Below are 18,287 nucleotides of genomic sequence, written 5' to 3'. Positions count from 1 at the left end.
AACGACGCTAGGGCCCTCGCGGGCGTGGCGTCAAAGTGGATTGTTTGGTACCGCCAACGTGTACGGCTGGGGCGCGAACAAGGGCCGCACCGAGGAGATCCTCTACGCGGGCTCCTCCAACTTCCCCGGCTGGAAGATCGCCCAGGCCAACGAGACCGCGGCCCGCCACGGCCGGCTCGGTCTGGTCAGCGAGCAGTGCCTCTACAACCTCGCCGAGCGGCGCGCGGAGATGGAGGTCATCCCGGCCGCCGAGGCGTACGGGCTCGGGGTCATCCCGTGGTCCCCGCTGCACGGGGGCCTGCTGGGCGGCGCCATCCGCAAGTCCGCGGAATCGGGGCGCACGGCGAGCGGGCGCTCGGCGGACGCGCTGTCCAACAGCACGGTACGGGCGCAGGTGCAGGCGTACGAGGACCTGCTGGACAAGCACGGGCTGGAGCCGGGCGAGGTGGCGCTGGCCTGGCTGCTGACGCGTCCCGGTGTCACGGGGCCGATCGTCGGCCCGCGTACCCCGGAGCAGCTGGCCTCGGCGCTGCGGGCGGTGGAGCTGGAGCTGAGTGAGGAGGTGCTGGCCGGGCTGGACGAGGTCTTCCCCGGGCCGGGGCCCTCGCCGGAGGCGTTCGCCTGGTAGCGGGCCCGGCGGACGCCCGGGGTCGGGTGGCCGGCGGGGCTACTGTCCGACGGCAGCCGCCACGGCAACGACGACGAACATCAGCACGAGCACACCGGCCATGACACGGTTTCTGGTCTTGGGATCCACCCGTCGAGACTAACGCGGCAGCCCCTGCGTCGTGGACGCAGGGGCTGTGCCGTACCCGGTGCGCGCTGCCCGGGAGGGCTTCGTCAGCCCTCCAGCGGCCAGGCCCCGACGGTCTCGTAGCGCGGCTGCTCCCCGGGGACCCCGCTCACGGGCAGGTTGCTGCGGACCAGGCTGAGCTCGGTGACCTGCCAGGAGGTGCCCTCGTAGGAGCCGAGGCCCTCCAGGTACGGGCGCAGGTCCGCGCCGTCGCGGCTGCGGGCCAGGGTCAGGTGCGGGGTGTAGCGGCGGTGCTGGTCCATGGGTACGCCGGCCCGCCGGGCGGCGGCGTCGGCCCGTTCGGCCAGCAGCCGCATCGCGCCGAGGTCCCCGGCCGCGCCCGTCCACAGCGCGCTGTCGCCGAAGTGCCCGGCGCCGTGCAGCCGCAGCGCGAAGGGCGCGGTGCGGGTCGCTGCGCGGGCGAGGCGGGCGTGCAGGTCGGGGAGCACCTCGTCGCGTACCTCGCCCATGAAGGCGAGGGTGAAGTGCCAGCCCGCTTCCGCGGTCCAGCGCAGGTGGTCGTCGCGCAGCGGGCGTACGGCCGCGGCCAGCTCGGCGAGGGCGGCCTCGGGCGGCAGCACTGCTGCGAACAGTCTCATGCCGCCGAGCCTAGCGGGGGTGCCGGGTGCGGCGCCGTTGCCGGGGGCTCCGCCCCGGACCCCGCGCCTCAAACGCCGGCGAGGCCGAAAGTCAGCCTCGCCGGCGTTTGAGGCGCGGGGTCTGGGGCGGAGCCCCAGGAGGCCGGGCCGCAGGGTCAGGCGGCGGGCACCAGCTCGCGGCTGCGTACCGCCGGGACGAAGGTGACGCCGTGGCGGTTCACGCTCAGCCGGAGGTTCCCGACGCGCGCCAGGACCACCGCGATGACCACGGACGCGGCCAGGGAGATCACGCCGCCGGCGGCCATGCCGATCCGGGCGCCGTACGTGTCCGTGATCCAGCCCAGCAGCGGGGCCCCCAGCGGGGTGCCGCCGGTGAACACCATCATGAACAGGGCCATGACCCGGCCTCGCATCTCGGGGTCGGTGGCCATCTGGACGCTGGAGTTGGCGGTGACGTTGACCGTCAGGCCGAAGACCCCGATGGGTACGAGCAGCGCGGCGAACAGCCAGAAGCCGGGTGCGAAGGCGGTCACGAGCAGCAGGGCCGAGAACAGCACGGCCGCGGCGACCAGCAGCCGCAGGCGGGAGTGTCCGCGCCGGGCGGCGAGGAGGGCGCCCGCCAGGGAGCCTGCCGCGATCAGGGTGTTGAACAGCCCGTAGGTGCCCGCGTCGCCGTGGAAGACGTCGCTGACGAAGGCCGACAGCCAGATCGGGAAGTTGAACCCGAAGGTGCCGATGAAGCCGACCAGCGCGATCGGCCAGATCAGCTCCGGGCGGCCCGCGACGTAGCGCAGGCCCTCGCGCAGCTGCCCCTTGGCGCGGGGCTGCGGTTCGACCGGGTGCAGCTCGTGCGTGCGCATCAGCAGCAGGCCCGCGATGGGCGCGGCGAAGGACAGTCCGTTCAGCAGGAAGGCCCAGCCGGAGCCGACGGCGGTGATCAGCACACCGGCGATCGCCGGGCCGACCAGCCGCGCGGACTGGAAGTTCGCCGAGTTCAGGCTGACCGCGTTGGCCACCTGGTCCTTGCCGACCATCTCGGGGACGAAGGTCTGCCGGGCCGGGTTGTCGACCACGGTGACGAGGCCGAGCAGGAAGGCGGCGAGGTAGACGTGCCAGACCTGGACGTGTCCCGCGAGGGTGAGGACGGCGAGGGCGATGCCGGTCAGGCCCATCGCGCTCTGGGTGGCGAGCAGCAGGGGCCGCTTGGGCAGCCGGTCGGCGAGTACGCCGCCGTAGAGCCCGAACAGCAGCATCGGCAGGAACTGCAGGGCGATGGTGATGCCGACGGCGGAGGCGGAGCCGGTCAGGGAGAGCACCAGCCAGTCCTGGGCGATGCGCTGCATCCAGGTGCCCGTGTTGGAGACGACCTGGCCGGTCGCGAAGAGCCGGTAGTTCCGTATCTTCAGCGAGCTGAACATCGAGTTCTTGCCCGCGGGTACGGCGGTAGAGGGGGTGGATGTGTGGCCGGGTGCGGAGTCTGCTCCGTTTCCCGTACTCAAAAGCGTTCGCCTCCTGGCGTCGTTCCTTACAGGTGGGCGAGCTTCTCCAGGACGGGCGCCGCTGCGCGCAGCTTGGCCCATTCGTCCTCGGTCAGCTCGGCCGCGAGCCCGGCCAGGAAGGCGTTGCGCTTGCGGCGGCTCTCTTCGAGCATCGCTTCGGCCTCCTCCGTCTGGCGGACCACCTTCTGGCGGCGGTCGTCGGGGTGCGGTTCCAGCGTGACCAGTCCCTTGGCCTCCAGCAATGCGACGATGCGCGTCATCGACGGCGGCTGGACGTGCTCGCGCCGGGCCAGCTCACCGGGGGTGGCCTGGCCGCACCGGGCGAGGGTGCCGAGGACCGACATCTCGGTCGGGCTCAGCGATTCGTCGACGCGCTGGTGCTTCAGGCGCCGGCCCAGTCGCATGACGGCGGAGCGGAGGTCGTTCACGGCGGCGGCGTCGTCACCATGGGAGAGGTCGTGCATGTCTTTAGAGTAACTCATTACCCTCTCTAAAGAACAACCGATATATCTCGTCACTCGTACGGGTGAGTCGGCGGCGGAAAGTGACACGCGTCCGCACCCGCTGCCCCGACCCTTTCGGCATGGGGACACATGTGCTGAGCATGCGCATAGACGGGGAGCTCCTCGAACGGCTCCGGACTCATGCCGCCAAACGCGGAATGAGCGTCCAGGACTATGTGGTCCGGACGCTCATTCGCGACGACTTCGACGAGCGCTTCAAGGCGGCCGTCGACGAGACGGAGAAGTTCTACGGGCTCACGTGAGGGTTCGCCTCAGGCCTGCCGCAGGGCTTCCGTGAAGGGGCTTGCGTGAGGGGGCTTACGTGAGGCCGAGAGCCGGCATCGCGTAGTAGAAGACGAACACCGCCGACACCACGTACATGGCCGCCGGGACCTCGCGGCCCCGGCCGGTCGCGGCGCGCAGCGCGCAGAAGCTCACGAAGCCGATGCCGATGCCGTTGGTGATCGAGTAGGTGAAGGGCATCGTCACCATGGCCAGGAAGGCCGGGACGGCGATGGTGAAGTCGCTCCAGTCGATGTCCTTGACCGAGCCCGCCAGGATCAGGAAGCCGACCGCCACGAGCGCCGGGGTGGCCGCCTGGGACGGGACCATGGTGGCGAGCGGGGTGAGGAAGAGCGCCACGGCGAAGAGGCCGCCCGTCACGACGTTCGCCAGCCCGGTACGGGCACCCTCGCCGACCCCGGCCGTGGACTCCACGAAGCAGGTGGTGGCCGAGGAGGAGGTCGCGCCGCCCGAGGCGACGGCCAGGCCGTCGACGAGCAGGACCTTGTTGATGCCGGGGAACTCGCCGGTCTTCTTGTCGATCAGCTTGGCCTCGTCGCCGACGCCGAGGATGGTGCCCATCGCGTCGAAGAAGCAGGACAGCAGCACCGTGAAGACGAAGAGGGCGCCGGTCAGCATCCCGACCTTCTCGAAGCCGCCGAACAGGCTGACCTGTCCGACGAGCCCGAAGTCGGGCGCGGCGACCGGGTTGCCCGGCCACTCGGGCACGGTCAGGCCCCAGGCCTCGCCCGGGAGCCCGGCGACCAGCTGGACGACGACCGCGACGACGGTCATGACCACGATCGAGATCAGGATCGCGCCCGGCGTCTTGCGGATCAGCAGGGCGAGGGTGAGCAGCACGCCGATCACGAAGATCAGGACCGGCCAGCCCTCCAGGTGGCCGTTGCCGCCGAGCTGGAGCGGGACCGTGGTGTGCGCGGCGTCCGGGATGCGGGAGACGAAGCCCGAGTCGACCAGGCCGATCAGCATGATGAACAGGCCGATGCCGATCGCGATGCCCTTGCGCAGGCCCAGCGGGACGGCGTTCATGACGCGCTCGCGCAGGCCGGTGGCGACGAGCAGCATCACCACGAAGCCGGCCAGGACCACCATGCCCATGGCGTCGGCCCAGCTCATGCGCGGGGCGAGCTGGAGGGCGACGACGGTGTTGACGCCGAGGCCGGCGGCCAGCGCGATCGGGACGTTGCCGATGACACCCATGAGGAGGGTGGAGAAGGCGGCCGTCAGGACGGTGGCGGTGACGAGCTGGCCGCCGTCGAGCTGGTGCCCGTACATGTCCTTCGCGCTGCCCAGGATGATCGGGTTCAGCACGATGATGTACGCCATCGCGAAGAAGGTCGCCAGCCCGCCGCGGACCTCGCGGGCCACGGTGGATCCGCGCTCGGAGATCTTGAAGTAGCGGTCCACCGCGGAGGCTGCGCGGGGGGCGGGCTCCGGGGCCGCTGCGGTGGGGGTGGGGGCGGGGGCCGGGGTGCTCATACGGTCCTCATTGGGTGGTTCATACGAAGAAAGTGGGCCTCGCCCAAACCGTTTCAGTATGAACACATGAGCGAAGGAGCGTCCATCTCCGCGCGTAGACCCCGAAACGGCGGGCCTAGACTTGCCGCATGGCGAAATGGACTGCGAAGCACGAGGCGCCCGAGCCCCTTGAGGGCCCGGTGGTCGCGACCGTCACCGGCGGCACGATCATCTGGTTCGTCCTCTTCCTGGTCCAGCTCCCCTTCTACGGGTGGTTCGCCGACCGCGGCCAGCTGTGGTGGGTGTGGACCTGCGCGGCCGGCGGCTTCCTCGGGCTGATCGGCATCTGGTACGTCCGCGGCCGCGAGGCGGCCCTCAAGCGCCACGCCGCCGAGCAGGCCGAGCAGGCCGAGCGGTCCGACGAGGCGTAGCCGTCCCAGCCCCGACGAGGCGTAGCCACTCCAGCCCCGCCGGCGTTTGAGGTGCGGGGTCCGGGGCGGAGCCCCGGGAAGCGGACCCGCACCCGGCATCCGCACCCGGACCCGGCGAACGGCGAACGGCCAACGGCAAACGACCAACGGCTACCCAGGGACGATTCAGGTCATCCCGAAGTCGGATCTTCCGACCGCTCGGGGGGTGAACCGTTCGAACCCCGCTTAACGTCGGATGCATGACGCAGCGGGCGAAGACCGAATCCGATGGGCCGGAGCCGGGTGGCGGCGGGTCCGCCTCGACCGCCATCGACGCAGGGGCGGAGCTGGACCCCGTACATCCGGTGCAGCCGCCCGCACCGAAATTCAGGCCCGGCGGCCTGACCACCGCCGAAGTCGCCGAACGGGTCGCCCGCGGCGACGTCAACGACGTGCCGGTCCGGAGCAGCCGCTCCACCACCGAGATCGTCCGCGCCAACGTCTTCACCCGGTTCAATGCCATCATCGGCGTCCTCTGGGTGATCATGCTCTTCGTCGCGCCGATCCAGGACAGCCTCTTCGGCTTCGTGATCATCGCCAACACCGGCATCGGCATCATCCAGGAACTGCGCGCCAAGAAGACCCTCGACGGCCTCGCCGTCATCGGCGAGGCCAAACCCAGCGTCCGCCGCGACGGCAGGACCGCCGAGATCTCCACCTCCGAGATCGTCCTCGGCGACGTCATCGAACTCGGCCCGGGCGACAAGGTCGTCGTCGACGGAGCCGTCGGCGAGGCCGACGGCCTGGAGATCGACGAGTCCCTGCTGACCGGCGAGGCCGACCCCGTCCTGAAGAAGACCGGCGACCAGGTCATGTCCGGCTCCTTCGTGGTGGCCGGCGGCGGCGCCTTCACCGCCACCAAGGTCGGCCGCGAGGCCTACGCCGCCCAGCTCGCCGAAGAGGCCTCCCGCTTCACGCTCGTCCACTCCGAGCTGCGCTCCGGCATCTCCACCATCCTCAAATACGTCACCTGGATGATGATCCCGACCTCGATCGGCCTGATCATCAGCCAGCTGATCGTCAAGGACAACAACCTCAAGGACTCCATCGCCCGGACCGTCGGCGGCATCGTCCCGATGATCCCCGAGGGGCTCGTCCTCCTCACCTCCGTGGCCTTCGCGATCGGCGTCATCCGGCTCGGCCGCCAGCAGTGCCTGGTCCAGGAACTCCCCGCCATCGAAGGCCTCGCCCGCGTCGACGTGGTCTGCCTCGACAAGACCGGCACCCTCACCGAGGGCGGCATGGACGTCACCGAACTGCGCCCCCTCGGCGGCGCGGACACCACGTACGTCAAGAAGGTGCTCGGCGCGCTCGGCGAGTCCGACCCCCGCCCCAACGCCAGCCTCCAGGCCATCATCGACGCCTACCCCGCCAGTACGGAGTGGCGCTGCACCGAGTCCCTGCCGTTCTCCTCCGCCCGCAAGTACAGCGGCGCCAGCTTCAGCGAGGGCGACGGCGAGAACAACACCTGGCTGCTCGGCGCCCCCGACGTGCTCCTCCCGGCCGGGGACCCGGCCCTCGAAGAGATCGACGACCTCAACGAGCAGGGCCTACGGGTCCTCCTGCTGGCCCGCTCCGCCCGCGAGCTCGACGACGACGCCGTCGCCACCGGGGTCAGGCCCACCGCCCTGGTCGTCCTCGAACAGCGGCTGCGCCCCGACGCCGCCGACACGCTGCGCTACTTCGAGGACCAGGACGTCAAGGCGAAGGTCATCTCCGGAGACAACGCGATCTCCGTCAGCGCGGTCGCCGGCAAGCTGGGCCTGCCGGGGGCGGAGAACACCGTCGACGCCCGCGGGCTGCCCACCGGCCGGGCCGGCATGGCCAAGGTCCTCGACGAGAACTCCGTCTTCGGCCGCGTCACCCCGCAGCAGAAGCGGGACATGGTCGGCGCCCTCCAGTCCAACGGCCACACCGTCGCCATGACCGGCGACGGCGTCAACGACGTCCTGGCGCTCAAGGACGCCGACATCGGCGTGAGCATGGGCTCGGGCTCCGAGGCCACGCGCGCGGTCGCGCAGATCGTGCTGCTGAACAACAGCTTCTCGACGCTGCCCTCGGTGGTCGCCGAGGGCCGCCGGGTCATCGGCAACATCACGCGGGTGGCCACCCTCTTCCTCACGAAGACGGTCTACTCGGTGCTACTGGCCATCCTGGTGGTCTGCTCACAGGTCGAGTACCCCTTCCTGCCCCGCCACCTGACGCTGCTCTCCACCCTGACCATCGGCATCCCGGCCTTCTTCCTCGCGCTGGCCCCCAACAAGGAACGCGCCAAGCCGCACTTCGTGAAGCGGGTGATGCGGTACGCGATCCCCGGCGGCGTGATCGCGGCGACGGCCACCTTCGTGACGTACCTGGTCGCCCGGCACTACTACACCGGCCCCGACGCCCTGAAGGCCGAGACCAGCGCGGCGACGCTCACGCTGTTCCTGACCTCGATGTGGGTCCTGGCGATCATCGCCCGCCCGTACACGTGGTGGCGCGTGGGCCTCGTCGGCGCGATGGGCGGAGCCTTCCTGATCGTCCTGGTCGTGCCGTGGCTCCAGGACTTCTTCCAGCTCAAGCTGGAGGGCACGACGATGCCGTGGATCGCGGTGGCCGTCGCGGCGGGCGCGGCGACCCTGATCGAGTTCAGCTTCCGCTGGGTGGACCGCAAGTTCCCGGCCTGACGGTGTGACCACGCTGCCCGGGCTCTGCCCCTATACGGGCCCGGGCGGCGTGGTGGTCAGGCGGCGACGAGGCTGTGGGCCCCCTCCTCGCGGGCGGCCACCCGGGTGCGCAGGGTCAGGGTGACCGCCGCCGAGACGAGGCCGACGGCCAGGGCGGTCCACCACAGGGCCGCCGCACCGAGGCCGGTGTAGAGGCCCACGCCCAGGGTGAGCGCGGCGAAGCGGGCCACGCCCCAGGTCCAGCTGAAGGCGCCCTGGTAGCGGCCGCGGGCATGGGCCGGGGCGAGGTTCGCGACCACCGCGGCCGCGACCCCGGACAGGACGACCTCGCCGACCGACCAGACGGCCACCGACACCACGTAGCCGGCGATCCCGTCGGCCAGACCCGTCAGCGCCACCCCGACGGCGATCAGCGCAGTGCCCGCGGCCTGCACCGGTAGCTGCGGCAGCTTCGCGACGCGGGCCGTCACGAACGGCTGGAGCCCCACCACCAGCACCGCGTTGACCGCCGCCAGCGCACCGTAGACGGCCGGCGAGAGCCCGCTGTCCCGGACCGCCAGCGGCAGCGCGACCTCGGTCAGCGAGTACACGAACAGCTGGAAGCCGAAGACCGGGAGCAACAGGAGCATCAGCCGGTCGCGGAACACGACCCCGTAGCCCACGCTCGCGTCCTCGCCCGGCGCGGCCGGTGCCCGCTCCGGCTCGCGCACCCGGGCTGCGACCAGGGCGGCGTAGACCAGCAGCGCCCCGGCGTCGACCGCGAAGAGCAGCCAGTAGCCGTGCGCGGCGAGGAAGCCGCCGAGCACCCCGGCGACGGCCGTGCCGATGTTGATGCCCCAGCCGAAGAGCGCGTACGCCTGCTGGCGGCGCTGCCCGTCGACCGCGTCGGCCATCAGCGCGTAGGAGGCGGGGCCGACCGTCGCCGCGGCGGCGCTGAGCAGCAGCGCGGCCGCGGCCATCGTCCACACCCCCGGCGCGAGGAAGAGGGCGCCCTGCGCCGCCGCGGCGCCGATCAGCCCGATCAGCATCGTGGGGCGGCGGCCCATCCGGTCGGAGAGCATCCCGCCGAGCACCGGGCCCAGCAGGTTGCCCGCGCCCAGGGCGCCGAGGACGTACGAGGTCTCGGTGCCGGTGACACCACGGTCGGCCAGCATGAACACCAGGAACGGGGTGACGAGGTAGCCGAGCCGGTAGACGATCATGCCGGCGAACAGGGTCCAGACGATGGGCGGGAGTCCGCGGAAGGTGGAGGGCATGGGAGGAGCGTGCGCCCTCCGCCGCCGCCCCCGAATTGATTAAGCTCAGACCGAATCCAAGGCGATCACGGGGGTGCGGGCATGGAGTCGGTACTGAGTTTCTCCGCGACGGATCTGGCGCAGACCAGGTTCGCCGTTTCTCCGATGTGGGAGGTCGTCACCAGCTTCCAGCTGCTCAGGGCGGCCACCGATCCGCCGCTGCACCGCCGTTGGGCCGCGCAGGTGAGGCCTCGGGTGCAGCGCGCGGGCCTGGACCGGGGCTGGCTGGCCGCGCTGATCCCCGGCGAGGGCTACCTCGCGGACTTCCTCAACCCCACCCCGTCCGGCCCCTTCCCCGGACTCCCCGCCGAACTCGACGCGATCCGCGCCAGCAGCCCCGAGCAGGTCCGCGCCGACCTCGCCATGCTCCGCCGCACTGCCTCCCGGCCCTCGCCCCGGCTCCGGCTGTTCGAAGAGGAGCCGCAGGCCGCGCTGGAGAAGGTCACGGAGGAGATCGAGACGTACTGGGAGATCGGCCTCGCCCCCTACTGGTCCCGCATCCGCCAGGTGCTGGAGGCCGACCTGTTCCACCGCGCCCGGCAGGTCGCCGAGCACGGCTCGGCACACGTACTCAACGAGCTGCACTCCACGGTCAGTTGGGACGCCGGAACCCTGCGCATGGTCCGCCACCAGTGCACCCTGACCCGGGACCAGACGGGCTCCGGGATGCTCCTGGTGCCCTCGGCCTTCGCCTGGCCCCGCATACTGACCCGCACGGTTGCGCCCGACCCGCCCCAACTCGCCTATCCCGCAAGGGGCATCGGCCACCTGTGGCGGCCCCGAGCATCCGGGGCCGCCGCCGAGGCGGTCGCCGGGGTCCTCGGTCGTTCCCGCGCGCAGCTGCTGGCCGAACTCGACACCCCGGCCTCGACCACGCTGCTCGCCCGCAGCTGCGGACTGTCCGCCGCCGCCGTGTCCCAGCACCTGACGGCCCTGCGCAACGCCGGCCTGGTCACCGCGCACCGCAACGGCCGCTCGGTGCTCTACGCCCGGACGGCCGTCGCCGACGCGCTCCTGACCCCGGTGGCAGTGCCTTAGGGGGCCTTGGGCGGCCGCGTCTAGTCGAACCAGCGGTCGCGGGCCAGTTCCGCCGTGCGCGACGGGTCCTCCAGCAGGGCCGCGACCTCGAAGCGGCGCGGCCACTGGCCCGCCGACCAGGCCAGACCCGCCGCCACACCCTCCAGCGTGGAGGCGTGGAGGGTGCCGTCGGGCGTGCGGCGCCAGTCCAGTTCGGTGCCGCCCGCGACCAGTTCCTCGTGCTCGACGTACGTCAGCGGGGTCGACGGGCCCAGCAGCAGGAGCACCGACTCCGGGACCTCGTGCTCCTCGCCCGGGGTGGTGACCTCCGCCGGGACCGTCTCCGAGAGACGCCGCACCTGGAGCAGCTCCGCGAGGTCCGCCGCACGGGACGGTGTGACCGGCAGCAGGGGCAGGCCCGCCGTCAGCGGCAGCAGGTCCGGGGCGTCGGCGATCACCGCGTCGGCCGCGTCCACCACCTGCACCTCGCCGTCCACCACCGCCCGCAGCTCGTCCGGCAGGGTGACCTGCTCGGGGTCCAGGTCGGCCAGCGCCCCGTACAGGCCGTACAGCTGGCGGCCCGTCACCTCCCGGTCCGGGTCGGCCAGCCGGCCCAGCAGCTCGGCCGCGCCGCCGGGCTCCTCCAGCAGGGCGGCCACGGAGGTCCGTACGCCCAGCGCCCGCAGGACCTGCTCGTCCTCGAAGCCGGTGGCGTCCGCCGGGGTGTACAGGCCGTCCAGCAGCGGGTCGCCGCCCGCCGCGCGCAGGCCCGCCGGGCGGCGGCCGTCGAGCACCGGGTGGTCGCGCAGCCACCAGGCCGTGTACGAGCGCACGGACTGCGTGGTGCCGTCCGGGAGCAGGATCCGCACGGGCTGGGTCAGCGCGTCGCGCAGCGGGGGCTGCGCGAGCATGGCGAGGGCCTGCGGCCAGCAGTCGTCGTCGACCAGGTCGAGATCGCGTACGGCCACCAGCTCGGTCGCCACCGGCGGCACGGGCAGCTCCGGCAGCTGGTCCAGTACGTCCTCGCACCACACGTCCACCGCGTCCAGCAGGCCCGCGTCGTCCGGCTCGGCGAAGTCCCCCTCGCGGGGCTCCAGTTCGTCCGGGTCCAGGACCAGGTCGGTGGCGCGCACCAGCTGGAACTCGGCCAGCACCCCGCAGGCGGTCAGCGGGCCAGGGCCCCAGCGCTCGACCAGCCCCTCGTCCACGTACGGGACCTCGTCCTCGCGGATGACGGAGGCCAGCGGGGAGCCGGGCAGCAGCAGTTCGCCCGCCGGGGTCGGTTCGCCGTCCTCGTCGGGCAGGGCCAGCGCGCCCAGCCAGGGCTCGTCGCCCGGGGCCAGCTCGGCGTCGCGGACCAGCCCCAGCACCACCTCGGCCAGCTCCTCCGGGTCGAGGGCGTCCTCGTCCCAGATCTCGCCCGCGTCCAGCGACGCCGCGACGGCCGCCCGCACCTGCGGGGTCGTCAGGATCGCCCGCGGGGTGGCGGGCAGGGCGCCGAGCTTCTCCAGCAGCGGGTGCGCCGCGTCCGGGTGGGCCACCTTCAGGCCCAGCCGGGCCAGGTCGGCCGGCGTGTCTGCGTCGGGCAGGAGCAGATGGCGGGGTCCGATCGCGGTGCGGCCGTCGGCCAGCGGCACGGGCAGCCCGGACAGCCGGTCGGGGTCGACCCCGGCGAGGCTGTCGTAGAGCCGGTGCCACCAGTCGGGGGTCCGCTCGATGCCCGCGATCCGCTCGATCGCGTCACCCAGCGGGAGCCGGCCCACGCCCAGGGTGCGCAGCTCGGCCCGGCGCTCCAGGCCCGCCGGGAGCAGCGTCGGCAGGACCTCGGCGAGGACCCGTACGGTGTCGGCGCCCGCGCCCTCCACCACCTCGGCCTCGAAGGGGCGCAGCGCGGCCCGCTCCTCGGCGTGCTCGGGCGGGGCCGCGGCGGCGAGGAAGGCCGTACGGGGAAGCCGGCGGAGCACGGCGGCGCGCAGGGCCCCGTCCAGCTCGCCCTTGCCGAGGGGGCCGGGAACGAGGTCCACCAGGGCGGTGGTCACCGGGTCCCAGGCGCCGAGGAGTTCGGCGTACGCGTCGGCGGCGCGCTCCACGAGGAAGTCGGTCAGCGGCCCGGGCGCCGGGTGCCGGCGGGTGGGGTCCAGCGGCAGGGTCGCGATGAGCAGGGCGGGGATGCCCAGCGGCTCGTCGGTGGGCGTCGGCGCGTGCACCACGGGTGCGGTGGCCGGGTGTAGCGGGGCGCCGTCGGTGTCGACGGGCACGGCCCAGGACACCGCCCAGGCGGGCCGCAGCCTCTCCTCCACCGGCCGGCCGACGAGCAGCGCCTTCTCGATGGGGCCGCCGTGGCGGACGGTGCGCCAGCGGTTCGTGCCCGTCAGGGAGTCCTCGATGACGGTGTACGGGCCCTCGTCGCGGCGCAGCAGGGTGCGGGCGGGTGCGGCTGTGCTGCCCGACGGTGTCTCGATGACGATCTCGCGCAGCCCGGGCAGGGTGAGCAGCAGGGCGTCGTCGATGCCGGCCAGCAGCCGCTCGACGAGGTCCTGGGCGGCGGCGTCGCGCAGCGGGAGCACGACGACGGTGTCGTAGCCGTCGGGGGCGGTGCCCTCGGCGGGCAGCGGGAGGCGCAGCAGCGGGACGTGGCCGTCGCGGCGGCGCAGTTCGTCGCCGAGGCCGGGGCTGCCGACGGCGGCGCCCCGGGCCAGCTCCCGGGCCTCGGCCAGGGACCAGCGGACCCCGCCGTGGCGGCCCAGTACGGCGGGTTCGTCGGAGACGGCGAGGACGGCGGCGAAGCCGACGCCGAAACGGCCGACGCTCTGCCCCGCGTCCGCGGCGTCCGCCGCCCCGGCGGGCCCCCGCTTGGCGGAGGCGCGCAGGGTGCTCAGCGACTCCACGCCCGTCGCGTCCAGCGGGGAACCGGTGTTGGCGACGGCCAGCACCGCGTGGCCGCCCTCGGCCGCGTACAGGGTGAGCCGCAGCCGGCCCGGCACCTTGGCACGGGCCGCCGCGTCGGCGGCGTTCTGCGCCAGCTCGACGACGAGCCGGTCCCGGTAGCCGCCGAGCGCCAGGTCCTCCTCGGCGTTGGCGTCCTCGCGGAACCGGGCCGGGCCCGCGCCCCAGGCGTCGAGCACCCCGCGCCGCAGCCGGGCCGTGCCGAAGGGGTCCACGCCGCTCTGGGCCGCCGTCACTCGCACGCTCACGCCGCTGCCTCCATGCTGTGCCGCCTTCAAGAATGCCGGGCCCTCGAACCTGCCCGAACCTCCAGAAGGTATCGCGTGAGCGGCAAGGGGGTGTGTGGTGGATCAGGGTCGGACAGTGCGGGTCGTCTGGTGCCGTGGATTGCAAGGCGGAGGAGGGAGTCGACGCGGAGCGTCGGCGACCGACGACAACGCGGCAAGGCGCGGTGCCAGACGACCCGAGCCCGGCCCTGATCCACCACACACCCCCTACCGCTTACCCGTGAGGTGGGAGAACACGAGGACGTCGGCGTCGCAGCGGCTCGTGACCGCTTATTCACGAGTGATTCGATCACTCGCCGCCTAGGGTCTGCCGCATGACTCTTGCTTATGACGCATCCGGAGACGGCCCCGCACTGGTACTGCTGCACTCCGCGGTGTGCGACCGAAGGATGTGGGATCCGCAGTGGCCGGTCCTTGTCGACGCCGGATACCGGGTGGTGCGCTGTGACTTCCGGGGCTTCGGCGGGACTCCCTTGCCGGACCGGCGCCACAACGATGCGGAAGACGTGCTGGAACTGCTGGACGCCCTCGGAATCGAGCAGGCGGCGCTGATCGGCGCCTCGTACGGCGGACAGGTCGCCATGGAGATCGCCGCACGCCGTCCGGACCGGGTGTCCGCCATGGCGCTGCTGTGCGCCAGCCTGCCGGGGCATGAACCCACCGATGAGCTGCGCGCGTTCCGCGAGCGGGAGGACGCGCTGCTGGAGGCGGGCGATATCGCGGGAGCCGTGGAACTGAACGTGGACACCTGGCTGGGGCCGGACGCCGACGAGGCGGCCCGGGAGAAGCTGCGCGGGATGCAACGGCGCGCCTTCGACGTGCAACTGGCCGCCCCCGAAGGGGCCGGGCGCAACAAGGTCGAGATCGACCTGTCAACGATCAAGGCACCCTGTCTCGTCGTGTCGGGCCCCCACGACGTGGCGGACTTCCGGCAGATCGCGGCCCGGCTGCCGGGTCTGCTCGCCGACGCCCGGCACCTCGAACTGCCCTGGGCCGGTCACCTACCCAACCTGGAGCGGCCTGCCGCGGTGACGGACCTGCTGACCGACTTCCTCCGCGAGACGGTCCCCGCCGGCTGAACCCGATGGCCGGGTGTCCGCCGGACGACCGGCTCGGCACACGGCCCGGCCGGAGGGACGCCCTACTCGGCCGTCCGCGTGGGCGAGGCGAGCGCCGTCTCAGCAACGCCAAAAGAAGCCGCGGGAGTTGCTGCACCGGGCGTTGACGAGTGGGTCGTGCCGCAGGGCCCGTTCCTGCTACGGTCATCCGTTCGCCGAGGAGGTCGTGATGACTGTTTCCCTGCCGGTCGCTGCCCGGGTGGACCTGCGCCGTCAGCCGGTTGAAGACGTGCTGGAACGCGTGGAGGAGGCCCTGCACGTGCGATTGGATCGGCAGGCGCTGGTACGTAAACGGCGTTCCTTGGGTGGCCGCACGGAGCGGGGTACGTGGGTGCGCATCGAGCGGCGGGGGTTCGAGCGGATCGGCCTGCAGGGCTGGAACGGGACGGAGGCCGCCGCCGTGCTGCAAGGGGTCGCGATGCCCGAGTGGTACCAGGGCGTGGCATGGCGCGAGCCGGGCCAACCGGTGATGTGGCGCGCGGATGAGCTGGAGCTGATCGCGTCGCCGTCTGTCGCCAAGGGCGCTCTGGTGCTTGAAGACCCGGGCCTGCCGGATGCGTGGTGGGAGGCGCTGAACGCCTCCCTAGACGCCCTCGCTGAACAGCAGACGCCGCGAATCGCGACGCCGGACACGGTGACGATCACGCAGGAGCAGGTGACGCAGACACTCGGCGAGGTCTTCCCCGCCATTGCCGATACGCGGATCGAGCGGTGGACGCCGGCTCATGCGGATCTGACCTGGGCCAACGTGATGGGGCCGGAGTTCTCCCTCATCGACTGGGAGGACTGGGGCATGGCGCCCCGGGGCCTGGACGCCGCGATGCTGTGGGGCAATGCACTGGCCGTCCCGGCGCTCGCGGACCGCGTCCACCGGGAGCGGCGTGCGGACTTGGAGGGCCGGGACGGCAAGCTGATGTCGCTGTTCTTCCTGTCGAAGATCGTCGGACCCCACGCATACGAGGAGGATCCGCTGCTGGTGCCGGCCCGGAAGGAGGCCGAGCGCCTGGTGGCCGAGCTTCAGCTCTGACGGAGCCCATGCAGGCCGCGCAGATACTGACTGACGGCGGCGGGGTCCACCTCCGCGCCCAGGGCCTGGACCAGCTCGCCCAGGTGACCGGGATCGTCGGTGCCGACCGCCACCGCGGCAGCACTCGGCAGGTGGAACGCCGTACGGAATGCTGCCTGCACGCGGGACAAGCCATCGTGGGGCGGTCGAAGGAACGGGCGAGGGTCGAAGGCCTCCCAGACCTTCCCGTTGCCACCCCCGAAGGGGCTCATGCCCCAGGTCTCGCCCGCCTGCCAGACGCTGCGCAGGACGGCCGTGGTATCGAGGAGGTCGATGCCCACGAGGAACCCGGCCCGGACCATGAGGACGTCCGGAGACGGCAGGTCGTCCACCCCGACCATGCCGAGCGGCCGGGTGTCCCAGGAAGACACACCCCAGGTGCGGCACAGGCCCTCGCGGGCCGCGTCGACCAGGGCGGTGCAAGCGCCGCCGAGGAGGGCGTGGCCATCGGCCGGGGACAGACCCGTGAGGCTCCGTTCGGGGTTGTGGAGGAGCACGGTGTCAGGTTCCCTGCCGAGTTCCCAGACCGCCTTCTCGACGGCCAGGCGCAGCCGACTTGGATCGAGGGAGTGCTCAGCACCTCCGGCGCCTGGGAAGAAGCCCACCTTCGTGGACAGGGCGAACTTCGGCAGCAAATCAGCGGCCGTCTCGGCCAGCACCGCGTGCGAGCGGAAGCCGAGGTAGGCAGCCGCGGTGTCCAGGGAGGTGACGCCAAGGTCGAGTGCGGCCGTCAGGATGTCGCGGTGGTGACGAGACCGGTGTAAGCCGAGGACAAGGCGGGGGTCAGCTCCGTGCACAGTTCCTCCTTCAGCAGGATCTCGGCGAGCTGCTCCACGTCCAGGCCGGTCTTCTCGGCAGCGTCGGCGATGTCGACGGGGTGGCCGCTCAGCAGCAGGGCGAGCGCGGGGTACGCCTTTCCGGAGAAGGAGACCTTCTTGCCTGCCGCGAGGACGTCCACGGTGTCGGCGTGCTGCTCGATCACGGGCTCGAAGTCGGTGACGCACACGACGGCCGCGGGCTTGCCGAAGAGGCCGGTGGCCGGGACATGCCGGGCCGCAAGGCGTTCCCGCTCCCGGGCATCGAAGAAGTCCTGCGGGGTGAGCTCCGTAGCCATCTCGGCAACGGTGTCGGCCAGGAGCCGCTGCTGCCCCTCCCACTGGCCAGGGGAGTTCCAGCGGTCTAGGTCGTACCGGAACAGTTCCTGCGTGCGGGCTTGGTCGGCGAGCCAGGCCAGCCAGTTCACTCCGACGCGCTTCACGATGCCGAAGGTGGCGTGAAGGCTGTAGCCGTCGCCCTGGTCGTCCCGCGTGGCCTGGTGCCAGAAGCCGCGGGGGATGTGCATCACGTCGCCGGGCTCCATGACGCCCTGCCACACGATCTCGTCGCTGGGCTCGGAGTTGGGGGCGGAGTCGCGGTACATCGGAGCCTTGCGCGAGGCATCGCGGACTTCCCAGCTCTTGCGGCCGGCGAGCTGGACGATCACGACGTCGTGGTCGTCCCAGTGGAGCTTGAAGCCGCTGGCGTCCTGGGTGGTCAGGTAGGCGTTCACCTGCACCAGCTCACGGGCCCACCACTGGAGCGCGCGGCAGGTCGCTTCCATGGCCGGGTCGAAGAAGTCGACCTCGTCCAGAACCATGGTGCAGCCCTCGCGCATCAGCGCGCCGACCCGGTGCATGTCGGCCATGGGGATGGCCTGTCCCCTCCGTGTGACGGAGGCGTGGATGTAGCGGCCAGGGTGCAGTTCGGCGCCTTCCTGGAAGATGCGGAACTGTGGGGTGGTGACGCTGCGGCGCATCACCAGGTCCAGCAGCTTCTTGGGGTTGAGCAGGCGATCGAGCAGATCGAGGTCCTCGATTGTTCCCCGGGCGAAAGCCGCTCCGAGTTCCCTGGGGCCGTCCCAGCCGAGGGCTTTCTCCATCGCGGTGACGAAGTGGTGGTCCACGTGTTCCTCCGGTCTGAGTCATGGGCGTGAGGCCGGGGGCCCGCCGTGGTTGACGAGCCCCCGGTTGGTGCTGTGGCGTGCTGGTGGTGCTACTCCTGCGGGAGGTTCAGGCCGTCGCGGTTCTCGCCGTCGTCTCCTGCGGAGGTGCCGGTGGAGTCGGACTCCGCCGCCGCGGCGGTGAAGCGGTCCTGGACCTTGATCAGGCTCTCGACGCCGATCAGCAGGTCTTCCTTCTGCGCTGCCATGTGTGTCTCCGTTTCCTGGAAGTCCAGGGCCGACGGGTGCCGGCCCAGCCCCGATGGGGCGTGCCTCACCAACCCGC

Annotated in this window: 16 protein-coding genes; 7 read left to right on the top strand and 9 right to left on the bottom strand. The window is 72.1% G+C overall.

Features of this window, described 5'->3' with window-relative positions; translation table 11 throughout:
• Positions 1 to 40: 40 nt before the first annotated feature.
• Positions 41 to 628: an aldo/keto reductase gene (locus tag OG447_RS05105; protein WP_266935126.1), complete on the top strand. Its 588-nt coding sequence runs from the start codon at positions 41 to 43 to the stop codon at positions 626 to 628.
• A 212-nt stretch (positions 629 to 840) separates the two neighbouring features.
• Here OG447_RS05105 and thpR read toward each other — a convergent pair whose 3' ends face one another.
• The 3 genes from thpR to OG447_RS05090 all read right to left on the bottom strand — a co-directional run bounded on the left by thpR (position 841) and on the right by OG447_RS05090 (position 3,355).
• Positions 841 to 1,392, bottom strand: coding sequence for an RNA 2',3'-cyclic phosphodiesterase (gene thpR, locus OG447_RS05100; protein ID WP_266935124.1), 552 nt, complete (start codon positions 1,390 to 1,392; stop codon positions 841 to 843).
• A gap of 155 nt (positions 1,393 to 1,547) precedes the next feature.
• Entirely contained in the window at positions 1,548 to 2,891 is a 1,344-nt protein-coding gene (locus OG447_RS05095) for an MFS transporter (protein WP_266935123.1), read from the bottom strand.
• A 26-nt stretch (positions 2,892 to 2,917) separates the two neighbouring features.
• Entirely contained in the window at positions 2,918 to 3,355 is a 438-nt protein-coding gene (locus tag OG447_RS05090; RefSeq protein WP_030010566.1) for a MarR family winged helix-turn-helix transcriptional regulator, read from the bottom strand.
• Between the two features lie 119 nt (positions 3,356 to 3,474).
• Between OG447_RS05090 and OG447_RS05085 the strand changes: the two genes are divergently transcribed.
• On the top strand, positions 3,475 to 3,657 hold the full coding sequence (locus OG447_RS05085) for a hypothetical protein (RefSeq protein WP_031146958.1): 183 nt from the start codon (positions 3,475 to 3,477) through the stop codon (positions 3,655 to 3,657).
• Positions 3,658 to 3,712: 55 nt separating this feature from the next.
• Here the strand turns inward: OG447_RS05085 and OG447_RS05080 are convergent, their stop codons facing one another.
• Complete coding sequence (locus tag OG447_RS05080) at positions 3,713 to 5,176, bottom strand: NCS2 family permease (protein WP_266935121.1); 1,464 nt, start codon at positions 5,174 to 5,176, stop codon at positions 3,713 to 3,715.
• A gap of 128 nt (positions 5,177 to 5,304) precedes the next feature.
• Between OG447_RS05080 and OG447_RS05075 the strand changes: the two genes are divergently transcribed.
• Together OG447_RS05075 and OG447_RS05070 are read left to right on the top strand one after the other, a co-directional pair.
• Positions 5,305 to 5,586: a DUF2530 domain-containing protein gene (locus OG447_RS05075; RefSeq protein WP_266935119.1), complete on the top strand. Its 282-nt coding sequence runs from the start codon at positions 5,305 to 5,307 to the stop codon at positions 5,584 to 5,586.
• A gap of 239 nt (positions 5,587 to 5,825) precedes the next feature.
• Positions 5,826 to 8,294, top strand: coding sequence for a cation-translocating P-type ATPase (locus OG447_RS05070; RefSeq protein WP_266935117.1), 2,469 nt, complete (start codon positions 5,826 to 5,828; stop codon positions 8,292 to 8,294).
• A 56-nt stretch (positions 8,295 to 8,350) separates the two neighbouring features.
• Here the strand turns inward: OG447_RS05070 and OG447_RS05065 are convergent, their stop codons facing one another.
• Positions 8,351 to 9,550 carry an MFS transporter gene (locus OG447_RS05065; RefSeq protein ID WP_266935115.1) on the bottom strand — a complete coding sequence of 400 codons (1,200 nt, stop codon included), beginning with the start codon at positions 9,548 to 9,550 and terminating at the stop codon, positions 8,351 to 8,353.
• A gap of 81 nt (positions 9,551 to 9,631) precedes the next feature.
• Here OG447_RS05065 and OG447_RS05060 point away from each other — a divergent pair, with 81 nt between their 5' ends.
• The gene (locus tag OG447_RS05060; RefSeq protein WP_266935113.1) at positions 9,632 to 10,627 is read left to right on the top strand and encodes a DUF5937 family protein; all 996 of its coding nucleotides are present in this window, start codon (positions 9,632 to 9,634) and stop codon (positions 10,625 to 10,627) included.
• Positions 10,628 to 10,647: 20 nt separating this feature from the next.
• Here OG447_RS05060 and OG447_RS05055 read toward each other — a convergent pair whose 3' ends face one another.
• The gene (locus OG447_RS05055; RefSeq protein WP_266935111.1) at positions 10,648 to 13,800 is read right to left on the bottom strand and encodes a sacsin N-terminal ATP-binding-like domain-containing protein; all 3,153 of its coding nucleotides are present in this window, start codon (positions 13,798 to 13,800) and stop codon (positions 10,648 to 10,650) included.
• Positions 13,801 to 14,153: 353 nt separating this feature from the next.
• On the opposite strand from OG447_RS05055, the gene OG447_RS05050 reads away from it, so the two are divergent.
• Both OG447_RS05050 and OG447_RS05045 read left to right on the top strand, forming a co-directional pair.
• A complete protein-coding gene (locus OG447_RS05050; protein WP_266935109.1) occupies positions 14,154 to 14,918 on the top strand; it encodes an alpha/beta fold hydrolase in 765 nt (254 codons plus the stop codon).
• Positions 14,919 to 15,126: 208 nt separating this feature from the next.
• Positions 15,127 to 15,984, top strand: a complete 858-nt coding sequence (locus OG447_RS05045) for a phosphotransferase (RefSeq protein WP_266935107.1) — start codon at positions 15,127 to 15,129, stop codon at positions 15,982 to 15,984.
• Here the strand turns inward: OG447_RS05045 and OG447_RS05040 are convergent.
• The 3 genes from OG447_RS05040 to OG447_RS05030 all read right to left on the bottom strand — a co-directional run bounded on the left by OG447_RS05040 (position 15,975) and on the right by OG447_RS05030 (position 18,210).
• Positions 15,975 to 16,820 (bottom strand): aldo/keto reductase, encoded by an 846-nt coding sequence (locus tag OG447_RS05040; protein ID WP_266935105.1) that lies wholly within the window; start codon positions 16,818 to 16,820, stop codon positions 15,975 to 15,977. The genes OG447_RS05045 and OG447_RS05040 overlap by 10 nt on opposite strands.
• On the bottom strand, positions 16,754 to 17,965 hold the full coding sequence (locus tag OG447_RS05035; protein WP_266935103.1) for a cupin domain-containing protein: 1,212 nt from the start codon (positions 17,963 to 17,965) through the stop codon (positions 16,754 to 16,756). The genes OG447_RS05040 and OG447_RS05035 overlap by 67 nt, the downstream gene beginning before the upstream one ends.
• Positions 17,966 to 18,054: 89 nt before the next feature.
• The gene (locus OG447_RS05030; RefSeq protein ID WP_157853303.1) at positions 18,055 to 18,210 is read right to left on the bottom strand and encodes a hypothetical protein; all 156 of its coding nucleotides are present in this window, start codon (positions 18,208 to 18,210) and stop codon (positions 18,055 to 18,057) included.
• Positions 18,211 to 18,287 lie beyond the last annotated feature (77 nt).

It is taken from the genome of Streptomyces sp. NBC_01408 (genome assembly GCF_026340255.1).
GTDB lineage: Bacteria > Actinomycetota > Actinomycetes > Streptomycetales > Streptomycetaceae > Streptomyces.
This window is presented reverse-complemented; position numbering and strand designations above follow the sequence as displayed.

What these genes read in the sequence shown, in the direction of transcription:
- OG447_RS05045 (WP_266935107.1), top strand. Translation starts at nt 15,127, where the DNA reads ATGACTGTTTCCCTGCCGGTCGCTGCCCGGGTGGACCTGCGCCGTCAG.
- thpR (WP_266935124.1), bottom strand. Translation starts at nt 1,392, where the DNA reads ATGAGACTGTTCGCAGCAGTGCTGCCGCCCGAGGCCGCCCTCGCCGAG.
- OG447_RS05060 (WP_266935113.1), top strand. Translation starts at nt 9,632, where the DNA reads ATGGAGTCGGTACTGAGTTTCTCCGCGACGGATCTGGCGCAGACCAGG.
- OG447_RS05075 (WP_266935119.1), top strand. Translation starts at nt 5,305, where the DNA reads ATGGCGAAATGGACTGCGAAGCACGAGGCGCCCGAGCCCCTTGAGGGC.
- OG447_RS05070 (WP_266935117.1), top strand. Translation starts at nt 5,826, where the DNA reads ATGACGCAGCGGGCGAAGACCGAATCCGATGGGCCGGAGCCGGGTGGC.
- OG447_RS05065 (WP_266935115.1), bottom strand. Translation starts at nt 9,550, where the DNA reads ATGCCCTCCACCTTCCGCGGACTCCCGCCCATCGTCTGGACCCTGTTC.
- OG447_RS05030 (WP_157853303.1), bottom strand. Translation starts at nt 18,210, where the DNA reads ATGGCAGCGCAGAAGGAAGACCTGCTGATCGGCGTCGAGAGCCTGATC.
- OG447_RS05050 (WP_266935109.1), top strand. Translation starts at nt 14,154, where the DNA reads ATGACTCTTGCTTATGACGCATCCGGAGACGGCCCCGCACTGGTACTG.
- OG447_RS05085 (WP_031146958.1), top strand. Translation starts at nt 3,475, where the DNA reads ATGGGGACACATGTGCTGAGCATGCGCATAGACGGGGAGCTCCTCGAA.
- OG447_RS05090 (WP_030010566.1), bottom strand. Translation starts at nt 3,355, where the DNA reads ATGCACGACCTCTCCCATGGTGACGACGCCGCCGCCGTGAACGACCTC.
- OG447_RS05080 (WP_266935121.1), bottom strand. Translation starts at nt 5,176, where the DNA reads ATGAGCACCCCGGCCCCCGCCCCCACCCCCACCGCAGCGGCCCCGGAG.